The organism is Flavobacterium sp. CAN_S2, from assembly GCF_015752255.1.
Lineage (GTDB): Bacteria > Bacteroidota > Bacteroidia > Flavobacteriales > Flavobacteriaceae > Flavobacterium.
Window position 1 is genome coordinate 1,671,583 of record NZ_JADOVA010000001.1, and the last position, 18,504, is coordinate 1,690,086.

Annotated in this window: 17 protein-coding genes; 6 read left to right on the forward strand and 11 right to left on the reverse strand. The window is 34.1% G+C overall.

Annotated elements, in window-relative coordinates:
• Positions 1–143: 143 nt before the first annotated feature.
• The gene (locus IWX80_RS07490; RefSeq protein WP_196852844.1) at positions 144–1,394 is read left to right on the forward strand and encodes an ABC transporter permease; all 1,251 of its coding nucleotides are present in this window, start codon (positions 144–146) and stop codon (positions 1,392–1,394) included.
• Between the two features lie 160 nt (positions 1,395–1,554).
• On the opposite strand, the gene accD is transcribed toward IWX80_RS07490, so the two are convergent.
• The 3 genes from accD to tamL form a co-directional block, all read right to left on the reverse strand.
• The gene (gene accD, locus IWX80_RS07495) at positions 1,555–2,409 is read right to left on the reverse strand and encodes an acetyl-CoA carboxylase, carboxyltransferase subunit beta (RefSeq protein WP_113664399.1); all 855 of its coding nucleotides are present in this window, start codon (positions 2,407–2,409) and stop codon (positions 1,555–1,557) included.
• Between the two features lie 74 nt (positions 2,410–2,483).
• The gene (fbaA, locus tag IWX80_RS07500; protein WP_196852845.1) at positions 2,484–3,551 is read right to left on the reverse strand and encodes a class II fructose-bisphosphate aldolase; all 1,068 of its coding nucleotides are present in this window, start codon (positions 3,549–3,551) and stop codon (positions 2,484–2,486) included.
• A 61-nt stretch (positions 3,552–3,612) separates the two neighbouring features.
• On the reverse strand, positions 3,613–6,180 hold the full coding sequence (gene tamL, locus IWX80_RS07505) for a translocation and assembly module lipoprotein TamL (RefSeq protein WP_196852846.1): 2,568 nt from the start codon (positions 6,178–6,180) through the stop codon (positions 3,613–3,615).
• A gap of 37 nt (positions 6,181–6,217) precedes the next feature.
• On the opposite strand from tamL, the gene IWX80_RS07510 reads away from it, so the two are divergent.
• The gene (locus tag IWX80_RS07510; RefSeq protein WP_196852847.1) at positions 6,218–6,943 is read left to right on the forward strand and encodes a TrmH family RNA methyltransferase; all 726 of its coding nucleotides are present in this window, start codon (positions 6,218–6,220) and stop codon (positions 6,941–6,943) included.
• 58 nt (positions 6,944–7,001) lie between these two features.
• Here the strand turns inward: IWX80_RS07510 and porT are convergent, their stop codons facing one another.
• From porT to IWX80_RS07530, 4 genes are all read right to left on the reverse strand, one after another.
• Positions 7,002–7,706 carry a type IX secretion/gliding motility protein PorT/SprT gene (gene porT / locus IWX80_RS07515; protein WP_196852848.1) on the reverse strand — a complete coding sequence of 235 codons (705 nt, stop codon included), beginning with the start codon at positions 7,704–7,706 and terminating at the stop codon, positions 7,002–7,004.
• Position 7,707: 1 nt separating this feature from the next.
• Positions 7,708–8,439, reverse strand: coding sequence for a bifunctional demethylmenaquinone methyltransferase/2-methoxy-6-polyprenyl-1,4-benzoquinol methylase UbiE (gene ubiE, locus IWX80_RS07520; protein ID WP_196852849.1), 732 nt, complete (start codon positions 8,437–8,439; stop codon positions 7,708–7,710).
• 591 nt (positions 8,440–9,030) lie between these two features.
• The gene (locus IWX80_RS07525; protein ID WP_196852850.1) at positions 9,031–9,513 is read right to left on the reverse strand and encodes a dihydrofolate reductase; all 483 of its coding nucleotides are present in this window, start codon (positions 9,511–9,513) and stop codon (positions 9,031–9,033) included.
• A 9-nt stretch (positions 9,514–9,522) separates the two neighbouring features.
• Positions 9,523–9,858, reverse strand: coding sequence for a 2TM domain-containing protein (locus tag IWX80_RS07530; protein WP_113637513.1), 336 nt, complete (start codon positions 9,856–9,858; stop codon positions 9,523–9,525).
• Positions 9,859–10,096: 238 nt separating this feature from the next.
• Between IWX80_RS07530 and IWX80_RS07535 the strand changes: the two genes are divergently transcribed.
• Complete coding sequence (locus IWX80_RS07535; RefSeq protein ID WP_196852851.1) at positions 10,097–10,393, forward strand: isoamylase early set domain-containing protein; 297 nt, start codon at positions 10,097–10,099, stop codon at positions 10,391–10,393.
• A gap of 24 nt (positions 10,394–10,417) precedes the next feature.
• Here the strand turns inward: IWX80_RS07535 and IWX80_RS07540 are convergent, their stop codons facing one another.
• From IWX80_RS07540 to IWX80_RS07555, 4 genes are all read right to left on the reverse strand, one after another.
• Positions 10,418–11,242, reverse strand: a complete 825-nt coding sequence (locus IWX80_RS07540) for a thymidylate synthase (RefSeq protein ID WP_165152504.1) — start codon at positions 11,240–11,242, stop codon at positions 10,418–10,420.
• A gap of 69 nt (positions 11,243–11,311) precedes the next feature.
• Entirely contained in the window at positions 11,312–11,941 is a 630-nt protein-coding gene (locus IWX80_RS07545) for a bifunctional nuclease family protein (RefSeq protein WP_113637507.1), read from the reverse strand.
• A 139-nt stretch (positions 11,942–12,080) separates the two neighbouring features.
• Positions 12,081–13,049 carry an electron transfer flavoprotein subunit alpha/FixB family protein gene (locus IWX80_RS07550; protein ID WP_196852852.1) on the reverse strand — a complete coding sequence of 323 codons (969 nt, stop codon included), beginning with the start codon at positions 13,047–13,049 and terminating at the stop codon, positions 12,081–12,083.
• Positions 13,050–13,122: 73 nt separating this feature from the next.
• Positions 13,123–13,869, reverse strand: a complete 747-nt coding sequence (locus IWX80_RS07555; protein ID WP_196852853.1) for an electron transfer flavoprotein subunit beta/FixA family protein — start codon at positions 13,867–13,869, stop codon at positions 13,123–13,125.
• A gap of 290 nt (positions 13,870–14,159) precedes the next feature.
• Here IWX80_RS07555 and IWX80_RS07560 point away from each other — a divergent pair, with 290 nt between their 5' ends.
• From IWX80_RS07560 to IWX80_RS07570, 3 genes are all read left to right on the forward strand, one after another.
• Positions 14,160–15,140 (forward strand): pyruvate dehydrogenase complex E1 component subunit beta, encoded by a 981-nt coding sequence (locus IWX80_RS07560; RefSeq protein WP_066082989.1) that lies wholly within the window; start codon positions 14,160–14,162, stop codon positions 15,138–15,140.
• 126 nt (positions 15,141–15,266) lie between these two features.
• The gene (locus tag IWX80_RS07565) at positions 15,267–17,753 is read left to right on the forward strand and encodes a DUF5686 and carboxypeptidase-like regulatory domain-containing protein (protein ID WP_196852854.1); all 2,487 of its coding nucleotides are present in this window, start codon (positions 15,267–15,269) and stop codon (positions 17,751–17,753) included.
• A gap of 99 nt (positions 17,754–17,852) precedes the next feature.
• Entirely contained in the window at positions 17,853–18,455 is a 603-nt protein-coding gene (locus IWX80_RS07570) for a DNA-3-methyladenine glycosylase family protein (RefSeq protein WP_196852855.1), read from the forward strand.
• Positions 18,456–18,504 lie beyond the last annotated feature (49 nt).

Below are 18,504 nucleotides of genomic sequence, written 5' to 3' on the forward strand. Positions count from 1 at the left end.
AGCCATTTGAAATTTAGATAATTGTAATTTTTAATGCTATTTCCACGACAGGCATAAAATAATGGCGCATCGCAGGAACGAAATGATTTTTCATTAGGTTTTTGAATAATATTTATAGAATTTTACTTAAACAAATAGATTATATGTTAGTTTATCTTCGATTATTAAAAGAGAGTTTTGGGTTTGCAATGAATGCGTTACGAAATAATAAATTAAGAACCTTGCTTTCTTTGTTAGGAGTGACGATAGGTATTTTTTCGATTATTGCGGTTCTGGCTGCAGTAGATTCTTTGGACAAAAAAATTAAAAAAGATTTGAGTAGTCTGGATAAAAATACTATTTATTTGATGCGCTTTTCTTTTGGTCCTTCCGAAATTCCGCAATGGAAAAGAGAGCAATTTCCGGATGTTAAATACGATGAATACGAATATCTGAAAAGTTCTATGAACGATTTAGACCAAATGGCATATCAGTTTTTTGTGGGTAGAGAATCCTTAAAATTCGAATCGGAATCTGTGAGTGATGTGAATATTGTTCCGGTATCGCATGAATTTATAGAAATCCAAGGTCTTGAGTTTGATAAAGGAAGGTTTTATAATGAAGCGGAATCTAATTCTGGTGCTCCGGTAATTGTTCTGGGCTTTGATATTGCTAAAAGTCTTTTTGGCGAAAGCGAACCAATCGGAAAAAATATTCGTCTTTATGGGCAGCGTTTCACAGTTATTGGAATGTTGAAAAAGCAAGGAGAAGGAATGTTTGGGGATAGTAATGATACGTCAGCTTTCATTCCGGTGAATTTTTTAAGAAGGTTGTATGGAGATAATAATGATGCATTAACGCCGGTAATCCTTGTAAAACCTGAAAAAGGAGTTGACATGGATGCTTTTAAAGCGGAACTTGCTCAGAAATTAAGAAATTATCGCGGGATGAAAATAGATGAAATTGATAATTTTTTCATTAATGTACTTTCAGGATTTACAGATTTATTAGATGGAATTATTAGTGCCATGCGTGGAGGTGGAATTTTAATCAGTGTCTTCTCGTTCTTAGTTGGAGGATTTGGAGTAGCTAATATCATGTTTGTTTCAGTAAAAGAACGTACTAATTTGATTGGGATTCAAAAATCGCTAGGAGCCAAAAATAGATTTATCCTTTTTCAATTTCTATTTGAAGCTATTATTTTATGTGTTATTGGTGGGGCAATTGGTTTGTTAATCGTTTGGTTGTTATCTCTGCTTTTAACTAGCGTATTAGATTTTGAATTCGTTTTGAGCTTTTGGAATATTTTAATTGGCTCCGGATTGTCAATTGTTGTAGGTGTGATTTCAGGAATTCTTCCGGCCATTTCAGCGTCTAAATTAGATCCTGTTGAAGCAATTAGAACAGGAATGTAATGAAGTAGGATTCTAATTTTAATTGGAATTTAAATTGCTTCCAGTGTTAATAATTTTAGATATACGATATATAAAAAAGCAGCTTCCAAAATTTTTTGGAAGCTGCTTTTAGTTTGTATTTAATCTATAAAAAAATATCCCGATTGCTCGGGATATTCATTTATCTAATAGTGTTATTTTGGATCAAATCGATATACAAGTTAATCTTGTCTTTCAATTCTTTTCTTGGTGTAATAAAGTCTAAGAAACCATGTTCAAGAAGAAACTCTGCAGTTTGAAAACCTTCTGGTAAATCTTTACCTGTCGTGTCTCTTACAACTCTTGGTCCTGCAAATCCTATTAATGCTCCTGGTTCAGAAATGTTGATGTCACCCAGCATTGCGTAAGAAGCAGTTGTTCCTCCGGTTGTTGGATCTGTACACAACGAAATGTACGGAAGTTTTGCTTCGGCAAGTTGAGCGAGTTTTACAGATGTTTTTGCTAATTGCATTAAAGAATAAGCCGCTTCCATCATTCGTGCTCCACCTGATTTAGAAATCATTATGAAAGGCATTCTGTTTTTGATAGCGTGATCAATTCCTCTTGCAATTTTTTCGCCTACAACTGCACCCATAGAACCACCAATGAAGGCGAAATCCATACAACAAATAACCACGTCTTTTCCTTTGGACTTTCCAACTCCAGTGCGCACGGCATCCTTAAGTTTGGTTTTATCCATAACGTCTTTCAAACGGTCTGCATACTTTTTTGTGTCCACAAAATGCAAAGGATCTTTAGAAGTCATATTCTTGTCTAATTCAACAAACTCATTGTTGTCAAATAAGATTTGAAAATATTCAGCACTTCCTATTCTAACATGAAAACCATCCTCGGGACTTACAAATAAGTTACGAGCTAGTTCATCGGCATCAATAATTTTTCCAGTTGGAGATTTGTACCAAAGCCCTTTTGGAATATCCATTTTGTCTTCGGTAGCAGTAGTAATCCCTTTTTCTTTTCTTTTAAACCAAGCCATATTTATTGTTTTTGTTGCATCAGGTTTAAAGCTTAAAGTTTTGAAACCTTAAACCTGAAACTTTAAACTTTTTATTATAATGTATTCACGTTGTTCAAGTCAGCAAATGCTTGTTCCAGTCTTGTGTTGAATGTAATTTCACTTTCACGTAACCATTTTCTTGGGTCGTAATATTTTTTGTTTGGAGCATCAGCACCTTCTGGGTTTCCAATTTGAGTTTTCAAATAGTCGATGTTTTTTACCATGTAATCACGAATACCTTCTGTAAAAGCAAATTGTAAATCAGTATCGATATTCATTTTTATAACACCGTAGCTGATACCTTCTCTGATTTCTTCTAATGTAGAACCTGATCCACCGTGGAAAACGAAATCAACCGGATTGTGTCCTGTATTGAATTTATTTTGAACGAAATCTTGAGAATTTTTTAAGATTTTTGGAGTCAATTTTACATTTCCTGGTTTGTAAACACCATGAACGTTTCCAAAAGCAGCTGCAATTGTAAATCTTGGGCTTACTTTAGAAAGTTCTTCGTATGCGTAAGCAACCTCTTCTGGTTGTGTGTATAATTTTGAACTGTCAACATCAGAGTTGTCAACACCATCTTCTTCACCACCTGTAATTCCAAGTTCGATTTCAAGTGTCATTCCCATTTTGCTCATTCTTTCTAAATAGCCTTTGCAAATTTCGATGTTTTCTTCGATTGGCTCTTCAGATAAATCAATCATGTGAGAAGAAAACAAAGGTTTTCCGGTTTTAGCAAAATGCGCTTCTGAAGCATCTAACAAACCATCAATCCAAGGCAATAATTTTTTTGCGCAATGGTCAGTATGTAAAATTACAGTTGCTCCGTAAGCTTCCGCCAAGGTATGAATGTGTAATGCACCAGCTATTCCACCAGCGATTGCTGCTTTTTCACCTGCATTCGAAAGTCCTTTTCCAGCGTTAAATTGTGCTCCTCCATTTGAAAATTGAATGATTACTGGAGCATTCAGTTTTGCTGCTGTTTCAAGAACGCCATTGATAGTATTTGATCCCGTAACATTTACTGCAGGAAGTGCAAATCCTTTTTCTTTAGCATAATTAAAAATTTCCTGAACCTGATCTCCTGTAGCTACGCCTGGTTTTATGTTGTGTGCCATTGTACTTTTTTTAGTTATTTTTTTTAGTTTTTAGTTTTGCAAAAATAAGAATTAATTAGCATTAGAACGGATAATTTATTCCAAAATTTAAAACCGAGTTCGCAAAGTTGTATTCTCTAAACCATCTTTTGTTGGTTTCATTGGCTGGATTGTAGGTTTTAAATCCTAAATCAAAACGAATTACGAAAAAACTTAAGTCATATCTAATTCCAAATCCCGTACCCAGAGCCATGTCTTTTAAATCGCTCAAACTTGTAAATGTTGATTTCTCATCCACAACATTATCCAATGTATTCCAAATGTTTCCGGCATCAGCAAAAACAGCCCCTTTAAGATTTCCTAAAAGTTTGAATCGAAATTCTGCACTGATGGCAATTTTCATGTTAGCTTCATTAAAATCATCTAATGCACCGCTGCTTCCCGGACCTAAACCATAAGGTTGCCATGCTCTGTTGTCATTGGATCCACCAGAAAAATAACTTCTTGAAAAAGGAATGTAATTTGAGTTTCCAAACGGAATGGCAATTCCAAAAAAGGATCGGAATGCAACGATTTTTTCCTTGGATAAATCCCAATGCTTGATGTAATCGAATTCTGTTTTTATATACTCAGAATATTCCAAATTGAATATTTCATAATTTCCATTGCTGTTTTTCTTCTGATTTGAAGTTTTTGCAAAAGCAGACAAAATAGTTCCTGCTGATTCTATTTTTGTTCTGAAAAGATAGAAATTATTATCTGCTAAATCCTTTTTTGTTGTTTTTGAAAAAGTAAAACTGGTTGCTAAAATGAAATCGTTTTCCGTAAGTCTCAGTCTTCGCTCTTCAATACTTTTTACTGATTCGATATCAGCAGCTTCTAATGGTTTCAAAAAATTAGCATTACCGCTAAGTACATCGTTTGTAAAACCTGCAGTTCCTTGTTCAATAAGCAAGTCTTTGTCAATGTCATTGTTGTAATAGGAGGGATTTGTATTGTACTCTTTGCTTATTTCATTTAAAGCATTGTAAGAAGATCCGTAAACATTAAAATAATTTTTAGGATTTAAATTCCGTACAAACTGAGTGTTGAAAAGATCAAATTTTGCCGTGTGATTTATTTTTGGAGTCCAATTATAGGAAAATCCTCCTGTGAAGTTCTCTTTGTCTAGTCCTATGTTTCTTTGTTTTGCAAAACCTACAGTAATCAGCGTGGATGGAATCATGCTTTTTGCTATAATTCTGTCCGTGTTAAACGGCATCAGAATTCGCGGAATGTTTAGTTTTAAATCCAATCCATATTCTGAAACGTTGAAAAAATTATTTTTGGGATTTGCTAAATCCTTTGACGATCCAATATTACCACGCGCAGCTAATTCCAGTGTTTCAGCTCCATTGAAAACATTTCTAATTGTTTCGGAAACGCTCAATCCAATACCAAAATCCTGAATATTTGAATGTGTCAAGTCTAATGTGGTTCCAAAACTATATTTTTTTCTTGGGGTTAAATATACTTTGGCAATCAATGACTGCGCGGTTGTATCTCTTTTGTCAACCTCATATTGTATAGACGGATAATTGAAAATCTTTAAATTATTCAAATAACGGGTCGTCAAAACGGTTTTGTTGTCTGCGTATAAGCCTCCTTTTGTAATAAAAATAGCGTTTGTAATGGCTTTTGGTTTGTATTTTAATTTTTCCTGACTGTAAAGATTAAAGTTTTTATACGTCGTACTGTCCGTGATATTTAAGGTGTTATTACTCGGAGAATAATCGGTGTAAATATTTACGTCACTAATTTTATATATCTTGAAAGGTTCAGTTCGGGTTGAATCACCATCTTGATAGGAATAATTATTAATCATCAAGTTGATATTTGCCTGATTCACTTTTTTAATGGTGTCAATATCAAAAGTTACATAATTGGACTGGAAGTAATAAACTCCATTGTTTCTGAAGTGTGTAGTAATCCGATTTTTTTCATTTTCAAAATCATCAGTTTTGTATTGATTTCCGGATTTAATGTACGTATTAGTTTTGTTGGTTTCATATAACGAATCCAACGCTGGTGTTAATATTGTCGTTCTCAAAGTATCTAGAAAATATGCGTTTCCTGGAGTTATGGCATATTTTATCTTTGCTTTTTTTATAGCCAAAGTGTCTATGTTGTAAGCAGCATTTACATTAAAAAAACCATTGTTGAAGTAATAATATTTCAGTCGCAACAATGATTTATCAGCTCTGTCTTTATCAATAATTACGGGAGGTTCGCCGGTTCTTTTCAAGAAATCGTGAATTCCGTGGTACCAAAAAGATTTTCCAAGACGGTTGACTTGCTTTTCTGACAACCATTTTGATTTGCGTTTAAATTTTTCAGGATTATTAGCAAACTTGGCTTGGTAGGTTGAATCAGGATTTAGGTTTGCTAAATTATAGAGATTTAATCGCAAACGGTATCCCAGCAAGGTACTGTTAGGTTTTTGATACAGTTGATTAAACACATTTTCATCCTTGATTGCTTTATCATTTACTGTAATTTCATTTTTTGTAAGCAGTAGTTTTCCGTCTGGAACTCTTTTTACAGCGTTACATGCGCAAATTAGTATTGCAATTACAATAAATGCAGTTATTTTTGTGGAAATTTTTTTCAAGTGTTCTAAAATATTTAATTCAAAAGTACATTATTTTATGGTTAGTAAAAACCAAATAAAGCTTATAACGAGTTTGCAGCAAAAAAAATATAGAATTGCCAATAAATTATTTTTTGCCGAAGGTGTAAAAGGGATTCAGGAACTCTTGGATTCTGATTTTGAATTAGATCATTTGTATACCACGCAAAATGATTTTGATGAAGTTTCTAAAGAAAAGAAAACCATTATATCGGAGAATGATTTGAAGAAAATCACGGCATTGGCAACGCCTAATTCTTGTTTAGCGGTTTTTAAAATGCCAACAGAAAAACCCGTATTGGAAACTGGTCTAATTGTAGCGCTAGATTCCATTCGAGATCCGGGAAATTTAGGAACTATATTGCGCTTGTGTGACTGGTTTGGCATACAACAAGTGCTGTGTTCTAAGGAAACAGTTGATGTCTACAATCCAAAAGTGGTGCAGGCTACAATGGGTTCTATAGCCAGAGTCAATATTAATTATATTGATTTGAACGCTTTTTTGGTAACTACAAAACTACCGATTTTTGGTACTTTTATGGATGGATCTAATATTTATAAATCGGAGTTACCAAAACAAGGAATCATAATTATGGGGAACGAAGCTAACGGAATTTCAACAGAACTCGAAAAGTTAGTCACCAGCCGACTCACAATTCCTCGTTTTGGAAATCTTCAAAAAACAGAAAGCTTGAATGTAGCTACGGCAACTGCCATTGTTTTAAGCGAGTTTCGCCGAGCTTAATATTTTAATTTTTAGTCTTTGGTAACTGTAAAATAAATCTGCGACTGAAAACTATTCTTTAGTGGAAAGAAAAATTGATGAATATAGCTCTTGTTTTCATTGAAGCGATATTTCCTGTCCAAGGACTGTTAGGATCGTTGTCTCTGATTAGTTCGTCGTTTATTCCAAAAACACCTCGTATTGACGGTGAAAATATAAAATAATCCGAAAAAAGATCAATTCCAAAACCCAACTCGTAATTTGTAGTCCACGATTTTACGCGAAAACGTTGCTGAAAATTATCATCCATCAATTTAGAATTACTCGACAAGTTCAATGTAGATGATATTCCGCCTAGAGCATAAGGGCGAATATTTCCTGTTCTTAGCGAAGAAAACTTCAGCAATAAGGGAAAGTGAATGTAGGTGCTGTTTACTTCTCTTAAAGCATCGCCGCTGTTAGCAAAATTTGGATAATATAAATCCCTTTTTGTGTAATAAAGTCCGGGTTCAAATCGCAAGTTTATGTATTCCTGTAGTTTTAAATCGCCAATAATCCCCACATTGAAACCGGTAGTTTTTTTGATAAGAATATCAGGAGTTTCCGTTTTATAATCAATCTTGAAATCGTATGAATTGAATCCTAAATAAAAGCCATAGTAAACTCTTTTCTGCTGAAAATTTTCCAAATTAATAATAGGATCTCTACTAAATATATTTTTAGATTTTTGAGCATATCCATTTAGAATAAAAGCAAAAAACAGAAAGACAATTAATTTTTTCATGTTATTTTTTAGAAGCTGAATAAATAGTAGCAACCCCAAAAGTTTGCGGTAACGCTACAACATCTATAAACCCAGTTTTTCTCAAAATATTGTTTAGTGCTTCACCATACGGAAATGCTGCTGCTGATTCTGATAAATATCCGTAAGCAACATTGTCCTTAGAGAACAGTTTTCCTATAAGTGGCAATATGTTTTTGCTGTAAAAATTGTATCCTTGTTTGTAAGGTGTTTTGTCTGGAACGGAAGTTTCTAAAATTACAAAAACGCCATTTGGTTTTAAAACTCTTAATATTTCAGCTAAGCCTTTTTCTAATGTTTCAAAATTACGAACACCAAAAGCAACGGTGATTGCGTCAAAGTAGTTGTCTTCGAAAGGCATATTTTCGGAGTCGCCTAAAATCATTTCAATGGTACTGGAAAGATTTTTAGCTGCAATTTTTTGAACGCCCACTTCCAGCATTCCGGCAGAAATATCTAAACCAATTATTTTTTCAGCATTGGTTTCAGCCATTAAAATGGCTAAATCTCCAGTTCCTGTTGCAATGTCCAAAATAATTTTCGGATTTGATTTGGCGACCATTTGCAGCACTTTTTTACGCCATTTTATATCAATTCCGAAAGAAATGATACGATTTAAATTGTCGTAATTTCCAGAAATAGTATCAAACATCTGTGCAACTTGTTCTTTTTTGCCTAAGGCAGAATCTTTATAGGGAGTTATCTTTTCTGACATTTTTTTAATTTGTACAAATATAACACAAACTTGATGAACTTAAAATGAGTTTTGAGAAATTGAGTCAAGTTTTATTTTACTTTAAAAATGGATTTTGAATTTGATTTACTGAGTTTTAGAAAATAATATATTTTTTGAAATATCACTAAAAGTGGGTATTGTATGTGCAGTTTTTATTGTACAAATTTGTTGTTCAAGAAATAACCATATTAAATGATTAAAAGAGAGTCTGTGAACCAAATCAAATGGATATTTTTTGCGTTAATTATCTCATTTGTTCTTGTTAGCTGTTTTGAAAGCGCTGTTTTACATAGTAGTACAGTAGCTAAAACGCAACATACGTTCTTAGGATTAAATTTGTTTTTGGAAATTTTAATTTTTTTCGTCTTTAGTACCTTCGTGGTATTTGGTATTAAAGGCTTTTTTGAGATGTATTCTCAAAAAACATCAAATATTATAATCTCCATTTCTGGAGTATTATTAGTGTTTGTAATTTTTATTTTATGTTATCAAATACTCTTTCAAGAGTAGTTCATTTCTCTTAATCAATGGTTAAAAAAAAACATCCCGTAAAAAGGATGTTTTTTTGTTTTATTTTCTAATCAACGTTTGGAAAGTATAATCATAAAGATGTTTTTCATCTTTACGATTAAATTCGGATAGAATTATTTCCCATTCCTTAGGATCTATTTCAGGAAAATATGCGTCCGCTTCAAATTCATGGTGAACACGTGTAATATCTATTTTATCCGCATGAATAAGTCCCAGATTGTAAATTTCTCCACCGCCTATTATGTAAGAATCCTCATTTTTTGGGCAAATTTCAAGGGCTTTTTCAATGCTGTCCACAATTATGCAACCTTCAGCTTCGTATTCTTTTTGTCTGGTGATTATAATGTGAGTTCTGTTTGGCAATGGCTTTGGAAAACTTTCAAATGTTTTTCTGCCCATGATAATGTGATGCCCAGAGGTCAGTGATTTAAATCTTTTGAAATCATTTGGCAAATGCCAGACTAATTCATTGTCTTTTCCCAGTGCATTATTCTCGGCAACAGCCGCAATCATTATGATCATAATGGTATACTATTGTTTAATTTCGTCGTTAGCTATTTGAGTTTGCAACTGCTCTACTTTCTTTTTTTGCAAAGTGACAAGTCTGTCAATTTGTTCTCTTTCCCAATCTTTATTCATAAATCGATCGGTAATGAAAATTTTTATAAAATGTAGAATAAAGAGAAACAACCATATCGTAATAATCCAAAGATACCAATCGGTAACTACAGTACTATCAAGGAAATTGTGGGCTACAAACAGTAGTAAACTTCCTAAAACGAAGAGGACAAAATGATAATACAATCGTTTTTTTTGTTTTATTCTTCTTCTCGCATACTCATATTGTTCGTGTAATTCTTTTTCCATCGATCTAATTTTAGATTATAAAGGTAAAATTTATTTCGCAATGTCACTGTTTTGCGTATGGATTATTTTGGGAGAAAACGTTTTCTGATTTTTGAATAGTAAATTTACAATGGTTTAAAATATTGAATTTGTCAAAAATTAACATTGTTTAGCGTATTCCATTAAATCTTTATAATGCTTATTGAAACTTCAATATGTTTCGTTTACTTTGTTTCATAAATCTATAAATGAATGTGTTATGGCAATTAAAAAACAGTTTGTAAAAACAAAACCAGTTTGTAAAGTTACTTTTTCCATTGCTGCAAAAGAAGCAAGTCAAGCTTCAGTAGTTGGTGATTTCAATAATTGGAGTCTTGAAGATGGCGCTTTGAATAAATTAAAAAATGGTACTTTCAAAGGAGTCTTCGATGTCAATAAAGATGCTGCTTACGAATTCAAATACGTTATCGACGGAGTATTTGTCAATGAACCAGAAGCAGATTCTTTCAAATGGAATGAGTTTGCAGGAAATGAAAACGGTGTTTTAGTAGTTTAGCTAAAACACCGTTTTTTTATTGCTTTATACCGCAACACTGCCTTTTATCAAGGCATGTGGTTCGTAGCCTTCGAGCGTAAAATCGTCAAAATCGAATGCGAAGATGTCTTTTATATTAGGATTCAAAATCATTTTTGGCAATGGTTTTGGTTCACGGGACAATTGCAATTCAAGTTGTTCAAAATGATTGTTGTAAATGTGTGCGTCACCAAAAGTGTGAATGAATTCTCCTGGTTGTAAATCGCAAACTTGTGCAATCATCATTGTAAGTAATGCGTACGAAGCGATATTAAAAGGAACACCTAAGAAAATATCAGCGCTTCGCTGGTATAACTGACAAGATAATTTACCATCAGAAACATAAAACTGAAAGAAAGCGTGACAAGGAGGCAAAGCGGCTTTATTGTTAGCTACATTCTCGTCAAATGATTTTGAAGTGTCTGGGAGTACCGATGGATTCCATGCCGAAACCAGCATTCTGCGGCTGTTAGGATTGGTTTTTAATTCTTTAATCAATTCAGAGATTTGGTCAATTTCTTCGCTATTCCAGTTGCGCCATTGGTGCCCGTAAACAGGTCCTAAATCGCCATTCGCATCAGCCCAAGCATCCCAGATTTTAACGCCGTTTTCCTGAAGGTATTTTATATTGGTATCGCCTTTTAAAAACCAAAGCAATTCATAAATAATAGATTTTAAGTGCAGTTTTTTGGTGGTAACCATTGGGAAACCTTCATTCAAGTCGAAACGCATTTGGTATCCAAACACACTTTTTGTTCCTGTTCCTGTACGATCTCCTTTTTGACAACCGTTTTCCATAACGTGTTGCACTAAATCTAAATATTGCTTCATTTTTGGTGGGTTCGGTGATTTTTTAGTTGGTTATTTGCAATCAAATTATCAAATAACTGAAATATCAATTTAAGATTCTCTTTTTGAAATTTCGTCTCTAATCTTTGCGGCTTTCTCGTAATCTTCATGAGAAACGGCTTGATCTAGTAATTCATTCAATTCTTGTAAACTGTGTTTCGAATAGGTCTCTCCAGATTGATTGCTCTCTTCTTCTCGTCCAAAAGTGTCAGGATTAGAAAGTACATCGTCAATTTCCTGTGACTCTTTATTTGGATCTAAAGGATTTGACTTCAAATAAATTCCGGCTTTGTCTAAGATATTTTTGTAAGTAAAAATGGGAGCATTAAAACGCAATGCTAACGCAATGGCATCGGAAGTTCTGGCATCAATAATCTCTTCAATTTTATCCCTTTCGCAAATGATACTTGAATAAAAAACACCATCAACTAATTTATGAATAATGACTTGTTTGACTACGATATCAAAACGTTCTGCGAAGTTTTTGAACAAATCATGGGTCAAAGGGCGTGGTGGTTTTATTTCTTTTTCCAAGGCAATGGCGATGGATTGGGCTTCAAAAGCACCAATGACAATGGGTAATTTTCTTTCGCCGTCAACCTCATTCAAGATCAAAGCGTAGGCTCCGTTTTGAGTTTGACTGTATGAAATTCCTTTTATGGATAATTTAACTAAGCTCATAATTGTTGTTATGGGAAAGTACGAGGTACTTTTTTTTATAAAAAATTAAGTAGCAACTACAAAAAAGAAATGCTACTTAAAAGCAAAGATACAAATATCTTGTTTTTAAGTAGCATTTAAATTAATGGGATGCTATAATTTATGAATTCTGAGCTTTGAAAGCTTTAAATTTTTCAATTAATTGAGGAACAATTTCAAACGCATCGCCTACAATTCCGTAGTCAGCTACTTTGAAAAATGGTGCTTCGGGATCGCTGTTGATTACAACTTTCACTTTAGAAGAGTTGATTCCCGCAATGTGTTGAATAGCTCCAGAAATTCCAATTGCAATATAAAGGTTTGTAGCCACCGGTTTTCCAGTTTGTCCCACATGTTCTCCGTGAGGTCTCCATCCTAAATCAGAAACTGGTTTTGAGCAAGCGGTTGCAGCTCCAAGAACTGTAGCTAATTCCTCTATCATTCCCCAGTTTTCCGGACCTTTCAATCCACGTCCAGCTGAAACAACAATATCAGCATCAGCAATGGAAACTTTTCCAGAAACTTTTTCAACTGATTCTACTTTTACACCAAAATCATTGTCTCCAATAGTCGGGTTAAAATCTTCTTCTGTTAAAGTTGAAGGCGTTTCAAAAATCCCATATGAGTTTTTTGCAAGTCCAAGCACTTTTACCTCTGTTGCGATTTCAGTAATATTGAACGCTTTGTTTGAAAAAGCATTTCTTTTTACTTGAAATGGTGAAGTTGAAACCGGTAATCCAACTACATTTGATGCATAACCAGCCTTTAAAGCTACTGCAACAAGGGATGAAAGATAAATACTATCCGTTGTAGATGAAAGCAAAACTAATTTTACGTTTTCTTTTTCTGCAGCTTGTTTGATGACATCAGCGTAAGCTTTTGCTGTAAATCCTGATAATTTATCATTGTTTACTTTTAAAACTTTGTCTACTCCATATTTTGATAATTCTGAAACATCTCCAGCATTTACGGTTACTGCTGTAACTGTAGTTCCTAAACTTTCAGCTACTTTTTTTGCATATGAGGCCAGTTCGAATGCTACTTTCTTGAATTTTCCTTCTGCGTATTCCGCGTATATTAATATTGACATGTTTTTTTTGTTTAAAGTTTAAAGTTTCAGGTTTAAAGTTTTGCAACTGAAAACTGAGATTGAAAACTGATTACTAGATTACTTTCGCTTCGTTGTGTAATAAATTGATTAATTCATCTAAATTGTCAGCAGCAATTAATTTCACGGCTGATTTAGGAGCTGGTTTTTCAAATTTTACTGCTTTTGTATTCACAGTAGCGTCAACTGGCTCCAGAATTGTCAATGCTTTAGTTCTTGCAGTCATAATTCCTCTCATGTTTGGAATACGCAAGTCTTTTTCTTCCACCAATCCTTTTTGTCCACCAATGATTAATGGTAAAGTAGTAGCAACAGTTTCTTTTCCACCATCAATTTCGCGAACCGCTTTTACGCTTGTTCCATCAACAGTAAGACTTGTACAAGAATTAAGGAAGTTATATCCTAAAATTCCGGCTATCATTCCAGGAACCATTCCACCATTGTAGTCTAAAGATTCTTTTCCAGCGATAATTACATCGTACGCTCCATTTTTGATTACTTCAGCAAGTTGTTTGGCTACAAAAAATCCGTCAGTAGGAGTAGCGTTTACACGAATGGCTTCGTTAGCGCCTATTGCTAATGCTTTTCTTAAAGTAGGTTCTGTTTCTGGTCCTCCAACATTTACAACAGTTACTGTTGCGCCTTGTTGTTCTTGGAACCAAATGGCACGGGTTAAACCAAATTCATCATTAGGATTGATTACATATTGTACTCCATTGGTGTCAAATTCAGAATCTCCGTTGACAAAGTTAATTTTTGAAGTAGTATCAGGAACGTGACTGATGCAAACTAATATTTTCATACTTATATATTTTATTATTCGTAATTTCTTTTACAAATTTAAAATATTAATTTGAATAATATACTATGCATGCATAATATTTTTCGTTACTATTTCGATTTCGTAGCCCGGATAGCAGCGGCATCCTTCTTGTGGCTCCTTTAGCCACAGGAAGATACAGCGGAGAGCCGGAAATAGCTCCTGAAAATTATCGTAGTAAATCCTGAATTAATTTAGGGTAATTTATGCTTTTAAGTGATATAAAATATTTATTTTTGCTTTTCGAAAATTAGACACATACAACATATAATATGAGAACGATACAATTTAGAGAGGCCATTTGCGAAGCGATGAGCGAAGAAATGCGTCACGATGAGTCCATATACTTAATGGGTGAAGAAGTTGCAGAATATAATGGTGCCTACAAAGCATCTAAAGGAATGCTTGCTGAATTTGGCGAGAAAAGAGTTATTGATACTCCTATCGCAGAGCTTGGTTTTACTGGTATTGCAGTAGGATCAGCTATGAACGGATGCAGACCGATTGTGGAATACATGACTTTCAATTTTTGTTTAGTTGGGATTGACCAAATTATAAATAACGCTGCTAAAATGCGTCAGATGACTGGTGGACAATTTAATGTGCCAATCGTTTTTCGTGGTCCAACAGCTTCGGCAGGACAATTAGGAGCGACTCACTCACAAGCATTAGAAAACTGGTTTGCGAACACTCCAGGTCTTAAGGTGGTAGTTCCATCTACGGTTTATGATGCTAAAGGTTTGTTGAAAGCGGCCATCCGTGACAACGATCCTGTGATTTTCATGGAATCAGAACAAATGTATGGTGATAAAGGTGAAGTTCCAGATGGTGAATATGTAATTCCGTTGGGAGTTGCGGATATCAAGCGTGAAGGTACGGATGTAACAATCGTTTCTTTCGGAAAAATTATCAAAGAAGCGCATATTGCCGCGGATGAATTAGCAAAAGAAGGTATTTCTTGTGAGATTATCGATTTGAGAACCGTACGTCCTATGGATTATGAGACGATTTTAACATCGGTTAAAAAAACAAACAGATTAGTAGTTCTTGAAGAAGCTTGGCCTTTTGCAAGTGTTGCTTCTGAAATCACCTATATTGTTCAAGAACGCGCTTTTGATTTCTTGGATGCACCTATTCAACGTATCACAACGGCAGATACGCCAGCGCCTTATTCTCCAGTTTTATTGAAAGAATGGTTGCCAAATGCTGGTGACGTGGTAAAAGCGGTTAAAAAAGTAATGTATAAAAAATAGATCAATTAGATTGTTAGGCTTCTTGGATTGTAAGATTTCAATCCGAGAAAGCTCACAATCTAAGAAGTCTAAACCTAATAACTTCATCAATTATTTAATTTGATGAAGTTTTTTTTTTGAATGATTATGAAAAAGATTTCTTTGTTTTTCTTGTTTTTTTTGTTTGTCTCGGCGAATGCTGTTTTTGCTCAAACAAAGGTTAGTGGTATTGTTGTAGACAAATTGAATCAGCCGATTCCCTTTGCTAATGTCGTTTTCAAGAATTCAAGTGAAGGAATTGTTGCTAATGAAGACGGTAAGTTTTATCTGGAATCCGCTAAAACGTATTCGGTATTGTTGATCTCATCTGTTGGGTTTTCTGAAAAAGAAATTACGTTAGAAAAATTAGTCAATTACAATTTAAAAATCCAGCTAAACGAAGCAGAGAGTTTAAACGAAGTTGTAATTTTTACCGGAAAAACGTCTAAAAAAAATAATCCAGCGTTAGATATTCTTCGAAAAATCTGGGAAAGAAAACGTCAAAACGGGTTGTATTTGTTTGACCAATACCAAATGGAGAAGTATGAGAAAATAGAATTTGATATGAATTCTATAGATAGTGCTTTCATGAAAAGTAAACTTTTCAAAGGGATGGAGTTTATCTTTAACCAAATGGATACTTCAAAAATCACGGGTAAAACCTATCTGCCCATTTTTGTAAACGAAACACTGAATGATGTTTACGGAGACAATAAATTGAAGAAATTAAAAGAGAAAATTAAAGCCAGTAAAACTTCTGGATTTAATGGAAATCAACAGATTTTGACTTTTGTGAAAGATTTGTATTCCAATTACGACATCTACAATAATTACTTAACCTTTTTTGATAAAAGTTTCACCAGTCCGTTATCTAAAACTGGGATTGATGTTTACAATTATGTATTGAAAGACAGTGCTTATATTGATGATAAATGGTGCTTTAATATTGTTTTCTATCCAAGGCGTAAAAACGAATTGACTTTTAAAGGAGATTTTTGGGTCAATGATTCGACTTTCGCCATTAAGAAAATTAATATGGCTGTGACCAAAAGTGCTAATATCAACTGGGTAAAAGACATTTATTTAGAGCAGGAATTTGAGGTGGTCAGCGATTCAGTTTTCTTATTGACAAAGGATTATTTGATGTCGGACTTTGCTTTAAACAAAAAAGAAAAATCAAAAGGCGTTTACGGAAAACGAACTACTTATTACAGAAACCATAAATTTAATATTGAAAAACCGGTCGCTTTTTACAAGGATGAAGTCAATTATATGGATGCCGATGTCTATAATAAATCAGATGAATACTGGGATGAAAATAGGTTTGAGAATTTAACCAAAGACGAATTAGGGGTTTATAAAATGCTGGATACATTGCAAACGGTCAAGAAATTTAAACAAATTTATAGTACGGTTCAAGTTCTGGCAAGCGGTTTTTTACAGTTTGGAAATTTTGATTACGGCCCTATTTTTTCCACATTTGGTTATAACGAAGTAGAAGGTGTTCGATTGCGAGCTGGTGGAAGAACTTATTTTGGAACCAATGACAGTTGGCGTATACAAGGTTACACGGCGTATGGATTTAAGGATGACAAATTCAAATATGGCTTTTCCGGAAAATGGATGGTCGATAAGAAAAAAAGAATTATTTTGTCCGGAGGAAACAGACGTGATATTGAGCAAATTGGCGCGAGTCTGACTACAACTTACGATATTTTGGGTCGAAGTTTTGCTTCGTCTTCTGTATTTTCATCGGGGAATAATGGGAAATTGACTAACATTAATCTAAGCAATGTTGCGGTTGAAATAGAACCTGTTAAAAATTTGATTTTCCAAACCGGAATTTCCTATCGCACACTCGAATCCGCATCGCCAACTTTCAGTTTGGATTATTACACAGATATTGCAAATGGTGTTACAAAAAGTGATGTGAAACAATCAGAAGTCAATTTCCAGGTTGAATACACTCCTAAAAGAAAAACAATTGGATTTGCAGTTGAAAGAGAAAATGTAGACAGTCCGTACAGTCGCTTTTTTGTAAATTACAGCCATGGTTTCAAAGGATTATTGGATAGTGATTTCAAATATGACAAATTACAATTGTACTACAAACAACCCATTATCATAGGACCTTTAGGGAGAACTAATATTATTATGGAAGTGGGGAAAACTTTTGGAACCGTTCCTTTGGGATTGATGAGTGTCATCCCGGGAAATCAAACTTTTTTCATACTTGAAAATACCTTTAGCAACCTTAATTTTTATGAATTTGTTGCAGACCAATATGCTACTTTGCAGTGGAATCACAATTTCAACGGCCGTCTTTTTTCCAGAATACCGTTTATGCGCAAGCTCAATTGGAGAGAAATTGTATCCGTAAAAGGGGTTTATGGTAGTATTTCTGATGAAAACAGAGCGATTAATGCCTCAGGTTTGGTGTACAATGCACCGGAAAAAGGCTATTGGGAATACAGCGCTGGAATTGGAAATATCTTCAAAGTATTCCGTATCGATTTTGCTTGGCGAGGGAACTATCTCAATGTGCCGGAAACGAATCGTTTCACAGTAAAAGGATCGTTCGGGTTTAATTTTTAGGAGCTATTCCGGCTGTGCACTATATCTTTTTACAAGGCGAATAAAAATCGCCTTATAAAAAGGATGCCGTTTCCATCCGGGCTAAAAAAACATCAGATTATGCAAGAAGCCATCGACTATCTTTCAGAAAAAGACACTATTTTTAAAGTAATTATTGAACAATACGGAATGCCAACTATTCCCAAAAGGCCACAAGGTTTTGAGACTTTGGTATTGTTGATTTTGGAACAACAAGTTTCTATTGATTCGGCGAAAGCCACTTTTTTGAAAATAAAAACTAGTTTAAAAACGGTAGCACCAGAGATTCTTCTTGATGTATCAGATACTGAATTTAGGAATCTTGGCGTAAGCCGTCAAAAAACGTCTTATATAAAAGCTTTGGCGAAAGCCATATTGGATAAAGAACTTGATTTAGAAACTTTGCCAAACAAAACGGCTCAGCAAGTACGCGAAGAACTGATCAAAATCAAAGGAATAGGCAACTGGACTATCGATATTTACTTGATGTTTTGTCTACAATCCCCGGATTTATTGCCATTAGGAGATATTGCGGTCGTAAATACCATCAAGGAATTACTGGATATTCATGATAAAGACGCAATGGAAATTCATGCTAAACAATGGAGTCCGTATCGGTCTTATGCGACCTATCTTTTGTGGCACCATTATTTAAAGAAACGAAATAGGACAGTGGTTTACTAAAGTACTCACTGTTAAAATTTAATCATCATATAACACAAATTTTTTATTG